Origin of the sequence: Streptomyces sp. NPDC059668 (assembly GCF_042734135.1) — a bacterium.
Lineage (GTDB): Bacteria > Actinomycetota > Actinomycetes > Streptomycetales > Streptomycetaceae > Streptomyces.
This window is the reverse complement of sequence record NZ_JBHWEL010000019.1, coordinates 57,100-73,687: the sequence shown is the minus strand read 5'-3', so window position 1 is coordinate 73,687 and position 16,588 is coordinate 57,100. Positions and strand designations below refer to the sequence as shown.

Below are 16,588 nucleotides of genomic sequence, written 5' to 3'. Positions count from 1 at the left end.
CGGGCCTCGTGCGTGGGGGGGTGCGGGGGGCGGGCGGGGGCCCCCTGGGCCGGGCGGGGCAACCCCCCGGGGGGGCCCCCCTGGGCCCCGCGGCCGGTCAGCCGGCCGATCTTGAAGGCGCCCTCGTTCGCCTCGGCGCCCGAGTTGCAGAAGTACACCCGGCCGGCGCGGCCGAAGAGCTGGAGCAGCCGTTCGGCGAGCGCGACGGGCGGCTCGGCGACGAAGAGGTTGGAGACATGCCCGAGCGAGGCGATCTGGGTGGCGACGGCCTCGACGACCGCCGGGTGGGCGTGGCCGAGCGCGTTGACCGCGATGCCGCCGACGAAGTCGAGGTACTCGTTGCCGTCGGCGTCCCACAGCCGGGTGCCCGCGCCGCGGACCAGGGGCAGCCGCGGGGTGCCGTAGTTGTTCATGAGCGACCCCTGCCACCGCTCGGTCAGTTCCTGGTTGGCGGTCATACGGCGTCCCCCTCCTGCGCGTCCGGCACGACCATCGTGCCGATCCCCTCGTCGGTGAAGATCTCCAGCAGGATCGAGTGCTGGACCCGGCCGTCGATGACGCGGGCCGTGGTGACGCCGTTGCGCACGGCGTGCAGACAGCCCCGCATCTTGGGCACCATGCCGCTGGCCAGCTCGGGCAGCAGCTTCTCCAGTTCGGAGGCGGTCAGGCGGCTGATCACCTCGTCGCTGTGGGGCCAGTCCTCGTAGAGGCCCTCGACGTCCGTGAGGACCATGAGGGTTTCGGCGCCAAGTGCCGCAGCGAGTGCCGCAGCCGCCGTATCAGCATTGACGTTGTAGACATGTCCGTCGTCCTGGGAGCGGGCGATCGAGGAGACGACCGGGATCCGGCCGTCGACGAGCAGGGCCTCGATGGCACCGGTGTCGATGGCGGTGATCTCGCCGACCCGGCCGATGTCGACCAGTTCGCCGTCGATCTCGGGCAGGTGCTTGGTGGCGGTGATGGTGTGCGCGTCCTCGCCGGTCATGCCGACGGCGAGGGGTCCGTGCTGGTTGAGCAGTCCGACGAGCTCGCGCTGGACCTGTCCGGCCAGCACCATCCGTACGACGTCCATGGCGTCCTCGGTGGTCACCCTGAGGCCCGCCTTGAACTCGCTGACGATGCCGTGCCGGTCGAGCTGTGCGCTGATCTGCGGGCCGCCGCCGTGCACGACGACGGGCTTGAGTCCGGCGTGGTGCAGGAAGACGACGTCCTGCGCGAAGGCGGCCTTCAGCTCCTCGTCGATCATGGCGTTGCCGCCGAACTTGATGACGACGGTCTTGCCGCGGTGGCGGGTCAGCCAGGGCAGCGCCTCGATGAGGATCTGGGCCTTGGGGAGTGCGGTGTGCTTCCGCGTCATATGGCTCATGAGGAGTAGGCGCTGTTCTCGTGGACGTAGTCGGCGGTGAGGTCGTTGGTCCAGATGGTCGCGGTGGCGGCGCCCGCGGCGAGGTCGGCGACGATGTGGACCTCGCGGTAGCGCATGTCGACGAGCTCGCGGTCCTCGCCGACGCCGCCGTTCTTGCAGACCCACACGCCGTTGATGGCGACGTTCAGCTGGTCCGGCTCGAAGGCGGCCCCGGTGGTGCCGATGGCGGACAGGACGCGTCCCCAGTTGGGGTCCTCGCCGTGGATCGCGCACTTGAGGAGGTTGTTGCGGGCGATGGAGCGGCCCACCTCGACGGCGTCCTCCTCGGTCGCGGCGCCCACGACCTCGACCTTGATGTCCTTGCTGGCGCCCTCGGCGTCCCGGATCAGCTGCTGTCCGAGGTCGTCGCAGACCGCTCGTACGGCCTCGGCGAACTCCGCGGTGTCGGGGGTGACCTCCGAGGCGCCCGAGGCGAGCAGGAGCACGGTGTCGTTGGTCGACATGCAGCCGTCGGAGTCGACCCGGTCGAAGGTGGTGCGGGTGGCGGCGCGCAGGGCCCCGTCGAGGGTCTCGGTGTCCACGTCCGCGTCCGTGGTGAGGACGACGAGCATGGTGGCGAGGCCGGGTGCGAGCATGCCCGCGCCCTTGGCCATGCCGCCCACGGTCCAGCCGTCGCCGGTGCGTACCGACGTCTTGTGCACGGTGTCGGTGGTCTTGATGGCGATGGCGGCCTTCTCGCCGCCGTGCGGGCCGAGCTGGGCCGCGGCCGTCTCCACGCCGGCCAGCAGTTTGTCCATCGGCAGGAGGACGCCGATGAGTCCGGTGGAGGCCACCGCGACCTCGCCGGCGTTCACGTCCAGGACCGCGGCGGCCTTCTCCGCGGTGGCGTGGGTGTCCTGGAAGCCCTTGGGGCCCGTACAGGCGTTGGCTCCGCCGGAGTTGAGGACGACGGCGGAGACCTGGCCGCCCTTGAGGACCTGCTCGGACCAGAGCACCGGCGCGGCCTTCACGCGGTTGGAGGTGAAGACGCCCGCGGCGGCCAGTCGGGGCCCGTTGTTGACCACGAGGGCCAGGTCCGGGTTGCCGTTCTCCTTGATGCCTGCGGCGATGCCGGAGGCGGTGAAGCCCTTGGCGGCGGTGACGCTCACGGTGCGACTCCGATCGTGGTGAGACCCAGTCCCTCGGGGAGGCCGAGGGCGATGTTCATGCTCTGGACGGCCCCGCCGGCCGTGCCCTTGGTCAGGTTGTCGATGGCACTGATCGCGATGATGCGGTGTGTGGCTTCGTCGTGTGCGACCTGGATCTGAACGGCGTTGGAACCGTAGACGGACGCGGTGGCGGGCCACTGCCCCTCGGGCAGCAGGTGGACGAACGGCTCGTCGGCGAGCGCCTTCTCGTACGCGGCCCGTACGGACTCGGCGGTGACCCCTGCCCTGGCCCTGGCGCTGCACGTGGCGAGGATGCCGCGGGGCATCGGGGCGAGGGTCGGGGTGAAGGAGACGGTGACGGGTTCGCCCGCGGCGCCGCTCAGGTTCTGGATCATCTCGGGGGTGTGCCGGTGGCCGCCGCCGACGCCGTACGGGGACATGGAGCCCATGACCTCGCTGCCGAGCAGATGGGGCTTGGCCGCCTTGCCCGCGCCGGAGGTCCCGGAGGCGGCGACGATCACGGCCTCGGGCTCGGCGAGTCCGGCCGCGTAGGCCGGGAAGAGCGCGAGGGAGACTGCCGTCGGGTAGCAGCCGGGTACCGCGATGCGCTTGGACCCCTCCAGCGCGGCGCGGCCACCCGGCAGTTCGGGAAGGCCGTAGGGCCAGGTCCCGGCGTGCGGCGAACCGTAGAACCGCTCCCAGTCGGCCGGGTTCGCGAGCCGGAAGTCGGCGCCCATGTCGACGACGAGGACGTCCGGCCCCAGCTGTTCGGCGACGGCCGCGGACTGCCCGTGGGGCAGGGCGAGGAACACGACGTCGTGCCCGGCCAGTACGTCGGCGGTCGTCGGCTCCAGGACGCGGTCGGCGAGCGGCAGCAGATGCGGCTGGAGCGCGCCCAGGCGCTGACCCGCGTTGGAGTTGCCGGTCAGGGCGCCGATCTCGACCTCGGGGTGCGCCAGGAGCAGACGCAGCGCCTCGCCGCCCGCGTACCCACTCGCTCCCGCCACTGCTGCGCGTACCGCCATGGAACCCTCCTCCTAGATGGCATGACTATACGTTTCGATGCACGTTTATGCAATGCGGTCATGGAGGGACCAGGACGCGGGTTGAGACGTTGCGCTTCAGATGGCGGGCTTGCAGTTGATGTGGCGCGCTGAACACGGGCTGGACCGGCATGTCGCCCGCATCGGCGAGCACGACACCCAGTGGGACACGCCTCCGATAATCCGATACGATGCCGCACCTCTCGGCGGTGCCATACCCGTGGCCCTCCCACCCGCCGGTGATCTACGGGGAGACGATCTTGAGCCTACCGATACCTCAAGGCCACCAGCGCGACGTTGTCTACTTGACTGCGCAAGGCCATCAGGTTGTCCTGGGAACCGCTGGCACTGGCAAGACCGTGATGGCTATCCATCGCGCAGCACATCTGGCTGACGCCCGCACCCGAAACGCCGGGCCCACGCTGCTACTCACGTACAACAACTCTCTGGTGACCTACCTGCGGCACCTTGCCAGCAAGCTGCCGGGTGTCACGATCGAGACGTACGGGACCTTCGCCCGCGGATATCTGGCCGCGCAGGGCCGGATGGGCTACAACCAGATCGCCGGCCCAGACCAACGCAGGGTTTTCGTCGAGCAGGCCGTCAAGGAAGCCGCAGCGTCATACAAGCCAAGCTCATTCTTCGATCGTGCGACAGACTTCTTCCTGGACGAGCTGGAGTGGATCGACGGTAACGGCCTCGCTACCGTCGAGGCGTACCTCGCGGTGGACCGGGTCGGCCGGATGGCCGCGCTGCAGCCAGGGCAACGCCGAGCGGTCTGGGACATTCGTAAGAACTATCTGATCGCCCGCACATCTGGCGGATACCCCTATGATTGGGCCTCGCTGCCGACCGCGGTTCGCGCATCATTGGCGGCTGATGCGACTGGCCGCCGGTACAAGCACATCGTCGTTGATGAGGCACAAGATCTCTCCCCCGAGTCGATCCGTTCGCTGGCAGAGGCGATCCCCCCAGAAGGCAGCCTGACGCTGTTCGCGGACTACGCCCAGCAGATCTACGGACAACGGGTGTCATGGCGCTCCTGCGGCCTGAAAGTCGCCAAGACCGAGGTGTTCCTCGACAACTATCGCAACAGCCCTGAGATCGCTCGCCTTGCCATCGCCATGGCCCAGATGCCCCACTTCCGGGACTCTGCTGATCTCGTAGAGCCACGGGCGCCGCAACGCGCAGCCGGCGCCAAGCCCACTCTGGTCGGTTTCCCGTCGATCGAGGCCGAGGCGGCCGCGGTCGCCACAAGTGTTGCGAGCTTCGCCAAGGTTGCACGCGTCGGAGTGCTCGCCCGCACGCGCGCAGAAGCGCGCCTGGCCGTCCACGGTGTGGCGGGCGTCCGGATGCTGCACGACAAGATGCAGCGATGGGAGATCGAAGCAGGCGTGTACGCGGGTACGTATCACTCAGCCAAGGGCCTTGAGTTTGATGTTGTGTTCCTACCCTTCTGCGGAGCCACCCGTTGTCCCGATGGCGATACGGTCGCTGCCTTCGGGTACGACGAAGCCGCTAGCCGGGAGAGTCGTTTGCTCTACGTCGGCGTGACTCGCGCTCGCGATGAACTCGTGATCACCCATACCGGCGAATTGACACCGCTACTACCCACCTCCGAATCTGGTCTCTACCAGGTGACAACATGACCGGCCGAGTCAACACCGAGGTGGCCACTGCGCTGGCCACTATGCCGCTGGCCCGGCTGACGCACTTCAGCCCTGCGTTGAATTTGCCCAGCATCTTTGCCGACCAGCAGCTGCGCAGCGTCAAGGACCTTTCTGAGGACGTGCGTGCCTGCTATCGGGCCACTGATCTCAAGCGTCTCGATGGCTACCCGGACAGAGTCTGTTGCAGCTTGCAATACCCGAACGGCTTCTACTTTGACATCGCCCGACGCAAGGACCATGTCGTCAATTACCCCGACTGGGTCTGCCTTCTACTGGACAAGTCCGTCGCCGCACTGGAGGGCACACTGTTCTGCCCACGGAACGCTGCCGCTGCCCCCGGCCTCGCCGTCCCTGGTGTGACTGGCCTGAACGGGTGCTACGCAGCGGCAGTACGAGGCCAGGGTGGACAGACCCGCACCCGCGGCCCACGCCACGACCCTGGCAGTCCGACCGATGTCCAGGCCGAAGTGCTGGTGACGACGCCAGTGCCAGTGTCAGCAATCCAGGCGATCGTGTTCCCAACCAAAGCCGCAGCATCGGAGGAGTACGGTCGGCTGGAGCGATTCGGCACGCTCCCACCGAACGATATCCGGTGGGTGATTTCGCCGGGTATGTTTGACAAGGGGACCATCACAGCCGCCGTCCAGTACAGCCACTACTTTCCCGAGGCCACCTGGTCAACGGTGGCCTCACCAAAGGCAACACCATGACCAATACCAGCGACGCCATGGCACAGACCGCACGGGGTATTTTCTTGGGCGCAGCAGTCGGCGACGCGCTTGGATGGCCGCAAGAGCTCCGTGGCGGTCTCGTTGGCGGGCAGAAAGAACGGGACCGCGCTACCCCACGGCCGGAGTTTCGGAACTGGACTCGAAACGCTGGCCACTACTCCAAGCGCTATCACGACCCGGTTCACGCTGGCGAGTACAGCGATGATACTCAACTGTTGCTTGCCACAGCCCGATCATGCCTAGCAGGTGAGCGTTGGTGGGAGCGACTCACGGAGGTTGAACTTCCTACGTGGCCGCTATATCAACGCGGCGGCGGCGGAGCAGTCCTGGCCGCAGCGTCGTGCTGGGCTGACGGGCGTCCACCCTGGCAGGGCGAAAGCTCAGCGCGTACCCAGGCTGCCGCGAAGCGATATCGCGACGCCGGCGCCAATGGCGTCGCGATGCGCATTGCCCCCCATGTGCTTTGGGCCGAGAACTCCGACGACCTGATCCGGCGCATTGTGCGCGACGGCATCACGACCCACGGCCATCCCCGGGCACTGGTTGGTGCGCTGGTCTATGCCTTTGCGCTCCGCGACGCCGCCTCCTCACGAACGACACACGGATTCGGCGACAGCGTCGGGGCTGCCGCCGCTGGGCTTATTGACGTGGACCGAGTCCTTCCAGTATTGCCCCCCGAATGGGGCACCGCCCACGACCTTGAACGGTTCGCGGCCACCTGGCAGGACACCAATAAGGAGACCTCGCAGCTCCTCTCGCTCATCTCGGATTCCTTGCATCGCGGCGCCATGAGCAACCCCGAAGAAACACTAGAACGCCTCGGATGTGCAGACCCAAAGATCAATGGCGCTGGAACCGTAAGCGCAGCCGCAGCTATTTACCTCGCGAGCCGATTTGCCGCCCGCCCGCAAGGTGGTCTACTCACTGCGGCGTTCCTCCGCAAGGCAGACACGGACACTCTGGCATCACTCGCTACCGCAATTCTCGGCGCATTGCATGAAACAAATTGGCTTGGAAACCTGGCCATCGACGTGCAAGATGCCGACTACATCGCAATGTTGGCTGATCGCAGCGCCGCCCACATCACCGATCCACCAAAGTCGCCGACCCGTCGCCCTAAAACGTTGCGCAGCGCACTAATTGATTCTTTGCTCTCTCGCCGTGCTACCCATGGAGAATTTCCCGATGGGCGCCAGTGCCGCTTCGATGACCTTGTCGTTCTCAATGACGGTCGCGTACTGCGCGCACGGCTTTCCCTTGATGATGGGCAAACGGTACTTGTCGACCTGCCTACAGATTCCGCCTCAAGGCTCGGTGGGGAAAACCGGGAGCAGTCGTCCCGACAGCGGCCGACATCCGGGCAAACCAGCGATACGCGTGAGCTAGCCTCCACAGACATCCGAAGCACAACACATACCTCACCGCTTACTAAATCAGCGGCAGCAAACTTTGCCCAGCCCGAAGCCGATGCAGTCCTCTCCACCCGCAGCCTCGCCCGTTCAGCAGCTTTTTATGCTCAAGTTACCGGCCACGACATCCCAGTCCGCGCTGGTACTGCAGAAATCACCCCTGGCCTATTTCTCCGTCAATCCGTAGCTGGCAGGCTTTTCGACGTTACTTCTATCACCGTGCACATCACCGTTGAAAACATTTCCGGGACTACACGCCGCCTTGGCATCGAAAGCGCTACAAAAACCAATTCACCCGCAACAATTGAGGTACGTGATCCCGACGGACGCACTGTTCGTATCAGCGAGCGTTCTGCGAAGTAAAATCGGAATGGGGGGCGAGTCGGGATTCCGTTCCTGACGTACGACTACAACCCCAAGCAACGTTGGATGCCTCGCCAGCCTTAGACGCGTGCACCAGGCCGGAGCGAACCGCTACTCACCGCAGTTGTGCTTGACCTGTCCAGAGTGGCGGTCACCGAACTCCGAATCGACTCAGCCGGTAATAGCGGCGATCGCCTGCTGGCCCAGCGCCGTCACCATGCCGCCGAGTGCGGTCTCCGCACTCGGCGCAAGCGCCTCGACCAGGCGATCACAGAGCCGCCGTAGGCGCCCTCGATTTGGTGCGTCGCTGGCGGCCACTCCTCTTCCAGTCGGGAATGGCACTATCCTGCCCGCCACCCATCACGCACACCCCGCCAACCGCAGCGCAACGTCTCAACGGGTCACGGTCGGCGGCGTGTGCGCGGAGTCGGCGAGGCCGGCCGAGCGGCCCGGACCGGCGGTCGTCCGATGCGCGTGCGGTGCTCGGTACGATCACTCAGCACGTGGTCCCACCCATGCGCACAGCGTAGGCCGCGGCACGGGTGGCACGGTGTTCCCCGCCCGGGAAGGAGCGGCGGGCGGCGAGAACGGGAGGGGGGGGCGGGAGCGGGAGGTGGCTCGGGTCAGGAACGCGTGTCGCGGGACTCGGCCGCGCGCTGCGCGTTCCGCTCCTTGATGCGCTCCTCCTCCTTGCGGACCTCGGCCTGGGTGGCGCGCTCCCGGCGCAGCCACCCGGGGTCGTCCTGCTTCAGCGCGTCGATCTGCTCGGTGGTGAGCGGCTCGGTGACCCCGCCGCGCGCGAGCCCGGCGATGGAGATGCCCAGTCGCGCGGCGACCACCGGCCGGGGGTGCGGACCGTTGCGTCGCAGCTCCTGCAGCCACGCGGGCGGGTCGGTCTGCAGCGCGTTCAGCTCGGCGCGCGAGACGACGCCCTCCTGGAACTCGGCGGGGGTGGCTTCGAGGTACACACCCAGCTTCTTCGCCGCGGTGGCGGGCTTCATGGTCTGGGTGGTCTGGTGCGACGTCATGGTGTCAAGGGTATCGAGCGTGTGCGCGACCTCCGACCACGACCGATAGCCTGGCGAGGTGACAGGCTCGGAAGTACCTCCTTCGTTCCGGCTCGCCTATGTCCCGGGAGTGACGCCCACGAAGTGGGTGCGGATCTGGAACGAGCGGCTGCCCGACGTCCCCCTGACCCTCGTCTCGGTGTCCGCCGCCGAGGCGTTCGGCGTGCTGCGGGACCGCGGCGCCGACGCCGGCTTCGTACGGTTGCCGGTCGACCGGGAGGACCTCAGCGCGATCCCGCTCTACACCGAGACGACGGTCGTCGTGGTCCCCAGGGATCATGTCGTGGCGGCGGTCGACGAGGTGAGCGCCGAGGACCTGGCCGACGACATCGTGCTGCACCCGCTCGACGACACCCTCGACTGGGAGCGTCCGCCGGGCCGTCCCGCGTTCGAGCGTCCCGCCACCACGGAGGACGCCGTCGAACTCGTGGCGGCGGGCGTCGGACTGCTCGTCGTACCCCAGTCGCTCGCGCGCCTGCACCACCGCAAGGACCTCACCTACCGGCCGCTCACGGACGCCCCCGAGTCACGCGTCGCGCTGTCCTGGCCCGAGGAGGCGACCACCGATCTGGTGGAGGACTTCATCGGGATCGTCCGGGGCCGGACCGTCAACAGCTCGCGCGGACGCTCGCAGACGTCGGCGTCCCCCTCGGGCGCGGCATCGGGTTCGGCTTCGGGCAAGGGCAAGGGCAAGGGTGCCGAGGCGGCCGGCGGGCGGAAGAAGCCCGTGGGGGGCAGGACGGGCGGCACCGCGGGCGGCAGAGCGGGCGGCAAGGGCTCCCGCGCCGGCTCGGGCGGCTCCGGTGGTGCCAAGAGCGGCCGGCGGGGCAAGCCCCGCGGGCGGTCGTGAGGAACCCATGGGCGAGTTCTGGCCGGTGGCCGACGTCCTGACGTACCTGACCGGGAGCTGGCGGGTGGAGCGTTCGGTACGGGATCGCGCGGGCGGAGCGGAGGGGCGCTTCACCGGGACTACCGTTTTCTCACCCGGCTCACCCGGCTCACCCGGCTCACCCGGCTCACCGGGGTCACCGCTCGACGGCGGAGGCGACGGCCTGCTCCATCACGAGTCCGGCACCTTCACCTGGCAGGGCACCGCCAGGCCCGCGGAGCGCACGCTGTGGTTCCTGCCCGGACAGCGCGCGGGCACCGCGGCCGTCCGGTTCTCCGACGGCCGTCCCTTCCACGACCTGGACCTGACCACCGGCCGGTACGTCGCCGACCACCCCTGCGCCGCGGATCTCTACCAGGGCGAGTTCACGGTGTCCGACGCGGACCGCTGGCGGACGGTGTGGCGGGTGGGCGGGCCCGCCAAGGACCTGCTCCTCACCACCGAGTACACGCGGACGCGCTGAGCACGCCGCCGGAGGACGGACGGACCCGCTGGTGCCCGCGACACGCCCTACCCACGCTGTGCCGACGCCTCCAGCCGCAGGTTCCAGCGGCCGTTGTGCCCGGTGAGGGTCATCGTCGACAGCGGGCGCACGTCGATGTTCCAGTACGTCGTCGGCTGGGCCCGCAGCGCGTAGACGAGCGCGGCCCGCACCACGGACGGTTCCGCGACCGCGACGATCCGGCCCCCGTCGTCCGCCGGGCGGGTGTCGAGCCAGCCGCCGACACGGGAGATGAACGACATCAGGGACTCGCCGCCGTGCGGGGCAGAGCGCGGGTCGGCGAGCCAGGCGTCCACGGCCGACGGCTCGCGGGCCATCGCCTCGCCCAGGGTGAACCCGCGCCAGCGGCCCATGTCGCAGTCCCTCAGCGCGGGTTGGACCAGCGGCGCGAAACCGAGCGCGTCGCCGGTGGCGCGGCTGCGCGGGGTCGGTGAGCAGTAGCGCAGCTCGGCCGCCGCCAGCGGCACCAGGTCGGGGGCGGCGCGCTGCACCTCGTCCCAGCCTGCCTGGTCCAGTGGTCGGTCGTCCTCGAAGCGCTCGGCGAGCAACGACGAACTGCGCGCGGCAGCGACGAACGTGACCCGAAGATGCATGGGCAGATCGTGGAACGCGGGACTCCGCAGGTCAAGGGGGGCTACGCAGGGTGTTCGCGGGTTTACCGCGGTACGAGTGCCATCCACTGGTCAGGGCGGGCCAGCGGCCTGAATCCGAGCTTCTCGTAGACGCCGTGCGCATCGTGCGTGGCGAGCAGGATCCGGCGCAGACCGAAGGGTTCGAGGTGGTCGCGGACCGCTGCCACCAGGGCGGAGCCCAGCCCTTTGCCACGGACGGTCGGGGCGACGTAGACGTCGCACAGCCAGGCGAAGGTCGCCTCGTCGGTGACCACTCGGGCGTACGCCACCTGTTCGCCCGACGCGCCGTCGTACACCCCGAAGTTGAGCGAGGCCGCGATCGCGCGCTCCTGCTTCTCGCGGGGCAGGCCGAGGGCCCAGTACGCGTCCGTGGAGAGCCAGTGGTGCACGCGGGCGACATCGATGCGGGCCGGGTCGGCGGAGATCTCGTAGCCGCCGGGGAGCTGTCGTGGTTCGGTCATGCGGGGAGGGTCGCAGGCCGGGGCGGTGGGGTCGAGCGGTTTTCGTTCCCGCGCGAGGTCGGGGGACGGGCGGCGCGGCATGTCGGCGCGGGCGGCCCGGCAGGTCGGCGCGGGTCAGCGCGGCGTCTCGTCGCGGGCGGCGCGCAACCGTCGTACGCCCTCCGTGATCTCCTCCGTCCCGGCGACCGCCGCGAAACTGAGGCGGAGGTGGGCGGCCGGGGGTTCGGCACTGAAGTAGGGACGGCCGGGGGTGACGGCCACGCCCGCGCGCAGGGCGGTGGCGGCCAGCGCGGACTCGTCGGTGCCGTCGGGCAGCCGCAGCCACAGGTGGTAGCCGCCGGAGGGGATGTGCGGCAGCGCGAGTTCGGGCAGCCGCAGCCGCAGCTCGGCGGTCATGACGTCCCGCCGGTTCCTCAACTCGGCGGAGACGGAGCGCAGATGACGGGGCCAGGCCGGTGACCCGACGAGTTCGAGTGCGGCCTCCTGGAGCGGACGCGGCACGAAGAAGGTCTCGACGACCTGGATGGCGCGCAGCCGCTCCAGGACGGGTCCGCGCGCGGCCAGCACACCGACCCGGAAGCTCGGCGAGGTCGCCTTGGTCAGGGACCCGACGTGCACCACGACACCGTCGGGGTCCTCGGCGGCCAGCGGGCGCGGCAGCGGGCCCGCGTCCTCGTGGACGAGCCGGCGCACGAAGTCGTCCTCGACGACGAACGCGCCGGCCTCGCGCGCGATCCGCAGCACCGCGCCCCGCCGTTCGGGGGCGAGCACGGCGCCGGTGGGGTTCTGGAACAGCGGCTGGCAGACGAAGACCCGGGCGCCGGTGGCTCCGAAGGCGTCGGCGAGCAGGTCCGGCTTCACCCCGTCGCGGTCCACCGGCACCGGCACGGGGCGCAGTCCGGCCGCGCGGGCGATGGCCAGCATGCCCGGGTAGGTGGGTGACTCGACGAGGACCGGTGCGCCGGGCGGGGCGAGCGCGCGCAGGGTGGTGGTGAGCGCCGACTGGCCGCCCGCCGTGACGAGCACCTCCGCGGCCGTGATCGCGCCGCCGATCCCGCGCGCGAACCACTCGCGCAGCTCCGCGAGCCCCTCCACCGGGGGCCGGGACCAGGCGCCGGGGCGGCGGCCCGCCCGGGACAGGGCCGCGCCCATGGCCCGCTCGGGCTGGAGCGAGGGGTGCAGATAGCCGCCGTTGAACTCGACGACGCCGGCCGGCGGTGCGGCCAGCGTGGCCAGGACCCCGGAGGCGTCCACCGTGCGCGGGACGAGTTCGGCCGCGGCGTCCGCGCTCAGCGTCACCTCCTGCCAGGAGGTGTCCCCGGCCGGTGCGACGGGGGTGCGGGGGCGTGCCCGGAAGGCGCCGGCCCCCGGTCTGGTGACCACCAGCCCCTCGGCGGCGAGCTGCGCCAGCGCTCTCGACACGGTCACGGGGCTCACCCTGAACCGCTCCACGAGCGCCCTGCTCGACGGCAGCTTTCCACCGGGAGAGTAGCGGTTGATCTCCTGTCGCAGCTGTTTCACCAGTTCTGTCGCGCTGCTACTCTGCTGCATGAGAGCACAGAGTAGCGCTATCAAGCGGTCGGGGATAGCGGTCACCACCCCCGAGGCGGACATCCGGGCCGACACCCGGGCCGAGCGCCGCTCCGGCACCCTCCAGGCCGCCCTCGGTGTCACCGCCTTCTCCCTCACCTTCCCCGCCACCGCCTGGGGCCTGGAGGGCTTCGGTCCCTGGTCCCTGGTCGCCGTGCGCAGTGCCCTCGCGGCCGTCGTCGCGGGCGGCTGTCTGCTGGCGCTGCGGGTGCCCGTACCGGCGCGGCGGTACCGGGCGGGGCTCGCCGTGGTCGCCGCGGGCGTCGTCCTGGGCTTCCCGTTGCTGACGACGCTCGCGCTGCGCACCTCCACCACCGCCCACGCGGCCGTGGTCGTCGGCCTGCTGCCGCTGACGACGGCGCTGTTCTCGGCGCTGCGCACCGGCGCCCGGCCCTCCCGGCTGTTCTGGGGCGCCGCTCTCGCGGGCGCGGCCGCCGTGATCGCGTTCACCGTGCAGCAGAGCGGCGGATCGCTGACCAGTGCGGACGCCTATCTCTTCGGCGCGCTGCTGATCTGCGCGGCGGGTTACACCGAGGGCGGCAGGCTGGCCCGGGTGATGCCCGGATGGCAGGTGATCGGCTGGGCGCTGGTCCTGTGTCTGCCGCTCTCGCTGCCGGGCGCGCTGGTGGCGTTGTCGTACGAGCCCGCGCGGCTGTCGGCGCACAGTGTGACGGGACTGCTGTGGGTGGCGGTCGGGTCGCAGTTCCTGGGGCTGGTCGTCTGGTACCGCGGCATGGCGGCGATCGGGATCCCGAAGGCCAGCCAGTTGCAGCTCGCCCAACCGCTGCTCACACTGGTGTGGTCGGTACTGCTCCTCGGCGAGCGGCTCACACCGGCCGCGCCCCTGACGGCGGCGGCCGTGCTCGTCTGCATCGCCCTCACCCAGCGAGCGCGGGGCTGAGCAGCACACCGGTGCCGGGATCGACCGGCACCACCAGCCGTGGGCTCACGGCCACGGTCCACCACTCCCGCAACTGGCGAGGGAGACCTCAGATGCGCGCAACCGAGGGCGACCAGCTCGTGCAGCACGGCAGGGTTGTCGGACAGCACGACAAGGTCGCGGAGATCACCCAGGTCATGGGCAAGGAGGGGACTCCCCCGTATCGCGTCCGGTTCCCGGACGGGCACGAGGCCGTCTGCTCTCCCGGCCCCGACTCCGAGATCCGGCACAAGGACCCCCTGCGGTAGTCCCTTCCGGGACGGGCCGGTGGCCCCGTGCGGCGGTTCAGCGCGCGGGGGTCGCCGGCTGCCGGTAGTGGTCGGCCACGACCCGTGTCATCGCGCCGAGCGGATCGGAGCCGACCCCCCTGGCGGAGAAGTAGACGTGTCCGCGCACCCCCGGGTACTTCCGCGCGAAGGTGAGGTGCCGGGAGAGTTCGGCCGGGTCCCGCCAGGCGGCGGGCTGTGCCGGGTCCCCGGCCTTGTAGAGCGCCTCGCCGACGTACAGCCGGACGCCGGTGCCCCGGGTGACGGCCGCCCACCAGGGCACGAGCTTCGCGTAGTCGGCGGCGGCGAAGCCGAGATTCCAGTAGACCTGCGGGCAGATGTAGTCGATCCATTGTTGACGGACCCACTTCCTGGTGTCGGCGTACAGATCGTCGTACGTCTGCACGCCGGCCCGGGTGTCCGAACCCTGCGGGTCCCTCGCGGCGTTGCGCCACACTCCGAACGGGCTGATGCCGAAGCGTGTGCCCGGCCGGATCTGCCGGACGCGCGCACCCATCTCCCGCACCAGTCTGTCGATGTTGTCGCGCCGCCAGGCGGCCCGGTCCCGGAAACCTCCGCCGTGCGCCGCGTACGCGGCGCTGTCGTCGAAGGTCTGTCCGGCGACCGGGTACGGGTAGAAGTAGTCGTCCCAGTGCACCGCGTCGACCGGGTACTTGCGCACCGCGTCGAGCATCGCGTCCTGCACGAACGTGCGCACCGCCGGCAGCCCGGGGTTGTAGTACATCTTCCCCCCGTACCGGACGACCCAGTCGGGGTGCGTGCGCGCCGGATGGTTCGCCGCCAGCCTGCCGGGGTCGGTGTGCGAGGCGATCCGGTACGGGTTGAACCAGGCGTGCAGTTCCAGACCACGCGCGTGGGCCTCGGTCACCGCCGTGCCGAGCGGGTCCCAGCCGGGGTCCCGGCCCTGGACGCCGGTCAGGTACTGCGACCACGGCTCGTACGCCGAGGGCCACAACGCGTCGGCCGCCGGGCGCACCTGGAAGATCACGGCGTTGAGACGGCGGCGGACCGCGGTGTCGAGGTGAGCGATGAGTTCGGCACGCTGCCGGTCCGGGGTCAGCCCGGCCCGCGAGGGCCAGTCGCGGTTCAGGACCGTCGTCAGCCACATGCCGCGCAGCTCCGCGGGGGCCGCTCCCCGCCGGCCGGGCCGGCCGGGCGGGCCGGGCGGGCCGGGGGTGCCCCCGGTGCCGGGTCTCGCCACGGAGTCGCCCGTGGCGAGAGGGACCGTGAGCGCCGCCGCCGCGGCCACCGTGAACGTCCGCCGCGACAGCCGCTCCATCAGCGCACTCCTCTTACCCTGTGGACCCGCCCGGTCACGGATCGTCCCGTCCTCGCCCAGCATGCCCGCCCCGGGCGATCGATCATCGATACTTCCGGGTAACGTGCACGATCGGAGCAGGCACCGGACAACGGGGGACCTGCCAGGCCGGTGGATCAACGAAGGGGACGATGTGACCGACATCGAACGCGTCGGAGTGGTGGGCTGCGGCCAGATGGGAGCGGGCATCGCCGAGGTGTGCGCCCGCGCGGGTCTGGACGTCAAGGTCGCCGAGACCACGGGCGAGGCCCTGGAGATCGGCCGTACCCGGCTGTTCAACTCCCTCTCCAAGGCCGCCGAGCGCGGGAAGATCTCGGCCGACGAGCTCGCCGCCACCCAGGACCGCCTGAGCTTCACCACCGACCTCGGCGAGTTCGCCGACCGGGACCTGGTGATCGAGGCCGTCGTCGAGAACGAGCAGGTGAAGACGGAGATCTTCCAGGTGCTCGACCAGGTGGTGACCCGGCAGGACGCGATCCTCGCCTCGAACACCTCCTCGATTCCGCTGGTCCGTCTCGCCGTCGCCACCTCGCGCCCCGACCAGGTCGTCGGAATCCACTTCTTCAACCCGGCGCCGGTGCAGCAGCTCGTCGAGCTGATCCCGGCGCTGACCACCTCCGAGGGCACCCTGAGCCGGGCGCAGCTGTTCGCCGAGAAGGCCCTCGGCAAGCACGCGATCCGCGCCCAGGACCGCTCCGGCTTCGTGGTCAACGCCCTGCTGATCCCGTACCTGCTCTCCGCGATCCGGATGTTCGAGTCGGGCATCGCCAGCCGCGAGGACATCGACAACGGCATGGAGATGGGCTGCGCCCACCCGATGGGTCCGCTCAAGCTCTCCGACCTGATCGGCCTGGACACGGTGGCCTCGGTCGCGTACTCGATGTACGAGGAGTACAAGGAGCCGCTGTACGCCGCGCCCCCGCTGCTCCAGCGCATGGTCGACGCGGGCCGGCTGGGCCGGAAGTCGGGTTCGGGCTTCTACACCTACGGCTGACCCTCTCCCTCACCGTCCGGCCCACGTGGGGCCGGCCTCGGACCCACGTGGGGGTGGGGGCCCCCCACCACCTCTCGCGGACACACCACACCCACCAGTAGTGGGGCGCGCCACACACCCAAGACCACAACACCAACCACCCCCCCCCCCCCCCCCACCCGGACGTCGCGTTGGCGTG

The 16,588-nt window shown here is 70.0% G+C and carries 16 protein-coding genes and 1 pseudogene; 8 read left to right on the top strand and 9 right to left on the bottom strand.

From position 1 onward, the window contains the following. Window positions 1-88: 88 nt before the first annotated feature. The 4 genes and pseudogenes from ACFV2J_RS16590 to argC all read right to left on the bottom strand — a co-directional run. Window positions 89-458: pseudogene (locus ACFV2J_RS16590) on the bottom strand (aminotransferase class III-fold pyridoxal phosphate-dependent enzyme); the annotation flags it as partial. Then, on the bottom strand, window positions 455-1,366 hold the full coding sequence (argB, locus tag ACFV2J_RS16585; RefSeq protein WP_385087116.1) for an acetylglutamate kinase: 912 nt from the start codon (window positions 1,364-1,366) through the stop codon (window positions 455-457). The pseudogene ACFV2J_RS16590 and the gene argB, both read right to left, overlap by 4 nt. After that, window positions 1,363-2,514 carry a bifunctional glutamate N-acetyltransferase/amino-acid acetyltransferase ArgJ gene (gene argJ, locus ACFV2J_RS16580; RefSeq protein WP_385087119.1) on the bottom strand — a complete coding sequence of 384 codons (1,152 nt, stop codon included), beginning with the start codon at window positions 2,512-2,514 and terminating at the stop codon, window positions 1,363-1,365. The genes argB and argJ overlap by 4 nt, the downstream gene beginning before the upstream one ends. Next, entirely contained in the window at window positions 2,511-3,539 is a 1,029-nt protein-coding gene (gene argC / locus ACFV2J_RS16575) for an N-acetyl-gamma-glutamyl-phosphate reductase (RefSeq protein WP_385087121.1), read from the bottom strand. Before argC ends, argJ begins: the two co-directional genes overlap by 4 nt. Before the next feature lie 278 nt (window positions 3,540-3,817). Here argC and ACFV2J_RS16570 point away from each other — a divergent pair, with 278 nt between their 5' ends. From ACFV2J_RS16570 to ACFV2J_RS16560, 3 genes are read left to right on the top strand one after another with little or no spacing between them, the layout of a single operon-like run. Further along, window positions 3,818-5,206 carry a 3'-5' exonuclease gene (locus tag ACFV2J_RS16570; RefSeq protein WP_385439279.1) on the top strand — a complete coding sequence of 463 codons (1,389 nt, stop codon included), beginning with the start codon at window positions 3,818-3,820 and terminating at the stop codon, window positions 5,204-5,206. Then, the gene (locus ACFV2J_RS16565) at window positions 5,203-5,937 is read left to right on the top strand and encodes a DarT ssDNA thymidine ADP-ribosyltransferase family protein (RefSeq protein ID WP_385087127.1); all 735 of its coding nucleotides are present in this window, start codon (window positions 5,203-5,205) and stop codon (window positions 5,935-5,937) included. The genes ACFV2J_RS16570 and ACFV2J_RS16565 overlap by 4 nt, the downstream gene beginning before the upstream one ends. Beyond that, window positions 5,934-7,730, top strand: a complete 1,797-nt coding sequence (locus ACFV2J_RS16560; RefSeq protein ID WP_385439276.1) for an ADP-ribosylglycohydrolase family protein — start codon at window positions 5,934-5,936, stop codon at window positions 7,728-7,730. The genes ACFV2J_RS16565 and ACFV2J_RS16560 overlap by 4 nt, the downstream gene beginning before the upstream one ends. 623 nt (window positions 7,731-8,353) lie before the next feature. Here the strand turns inward: ACFV2J_RS16560 and ACFV2J_RS16555 are convergent. After that, complete coding sequence (locus ACFV2J_RS16555; RefSeq protein WP_385087130.1) at window positions 8,354-8,758, bottom strand: DUF5997 family protein; 405 nt, start codon at window positions 8,756-8,758, stop codon at window positions 8,354-8,356. A 58-nt stretch (window positions 8,759-8,816) separates the two neighbouring features. On the opposite strand from ACFV2J_RS16555, the gene ACFV2J_RS16550 reads away from it, so the two are divergent. Beyond that, window positions 8,817-9,647, top strand: a complete 831-nt coding sequence (locus ACFV2J_RS16550) for a LysR substrate-binding domain-containing protein (protein WP_385087133.1) — start codon at window positions 8,817-8,819, stop codon at window positions 9,645-9,647. A gap of 7 nt (window positions 9,648-9,654) precedes the next feature. Further along, the gene (locus tag ACFV2J_RS16545) at window positions 9,655-10,149 is read left to right on the top strand and encodes a DUF6314 family protein (protein ID WP_385087136.1); all 495 of its coding nucleotides are present in this window, start codon (window positions 9,655-9,657) and stop codon (window positions 10,147-10,149) included. 47 nt (window positions 10,150-10,196) lie between these two features. On the opposite strand, the gene ACFV2J_RS16540 is transcribed toward ACFV2J_RS16545, so the two are convergent. From ACFV2J_RS16540 to ACFV2J_RS16530, 3 genes are all read right to left on the bottom strand, one after another. Further along, window positions 10,197-10,781 carry a histidine phosphatase family protein gene (locus ACFV2J_RS16540; protein WP_385087139.1) on the bottom strand — a complete coding sequence of 195 codons (585 nt, stop codon included), beginning with the start codon at window positions 10,779-10,781 and terminating at the stop codon, window positions 10,197-10,199. 62 nt (window positions 10,782-10,843) lie between these two features. Beyond that, entirely contained in the window at window positions 10,844-11,281 is a 438-nt protein-coding gene (locus tag ACFV2J_RS16535; RefSeq protein ID WP_385087142.1) for a GNAT family N-acetyltransferase, read from the bottom strand. Between the two features lie 114 nt (window positions 11,282-11,395). After that, complete coding sequence (locus tag ACFV2J_RS16530; protein ID WP_385087145.1) at window positions 11,396-12,832, bottom strand: PLP-dependent aminotransferase family protein; 1,437 nt, start codon at window positions 12,830-12,832, stop codon at window positions 11,396-11,398. Here ACFV2J_RS16530 and ACFV2J_RS16525 point away from each other — a divergent pair. Then, window positions 12,831-13,772: a DMT family transporter gene (locus tag ACFV2J_RS16525; RefSeq protein WP_385087148.1), complete on the top strand. Its 942-nt coding sequence runs from the start codon at window positions 12,831-12,833 to the stop codon at window positions 13,770-13,772. The two genes, ACFV2J_RS16530 and ACFV2J_RS16525, sit on opposite strands and share 2 nt — an antisense overlap. Window positions 13,773-13,864: 92 nt before the next feature. Next, the gene (locus tag ACFV2J_RS16520; protein WP_148007743.1) at window positions 13,865-14,059 is read left to right on the top strand and encodes a DUF1918 domain-containing protein; all 195 of its coding nucleotides are present in this window, start codon (window positions 13,865-13,867) and stop codon (window positions 14,057-14,059) included. A 37-nt stretch (window positions 14,060-14,096) separates the two neighbouring features. Here ACFV2J_RS16520 and ACFV2J_RS16515 read toward each other — a convergent pair whose 3' ends face one another. After that, on the bottom strand, window positions 14,097-15,377 hold the full coding sequence (locus tag ACFV2J_RS16515; RefSeq protein WP_385439268.1) for a glycoside hydrolase family 10 protein: 1,281 nt from the start codon (window positions 15,375-15,377) through the stop codon (window positions 14,097-14,099). A 172-nt stretch (window positions 15,378-15,549) separates the two neighbouring features. On the opposite strand from ACFV2J_RS16515, the gene ACFV2J_RS16510 reads away from it, so the two are divergent. After that, window positions 15,550-16,410, top strand: a complete 861-nt coding sequence (locus ACFV2J_RS16510; protein ID WP_385087154.1) for a 3-hydroxybutyryl-CoA dehydrogenase — start codon at window positions 15,550-15,552, stop codon at window positions 16,408-16,410. Window positions 16,411-16,588 lie beyond the last annotated feature (178 nt).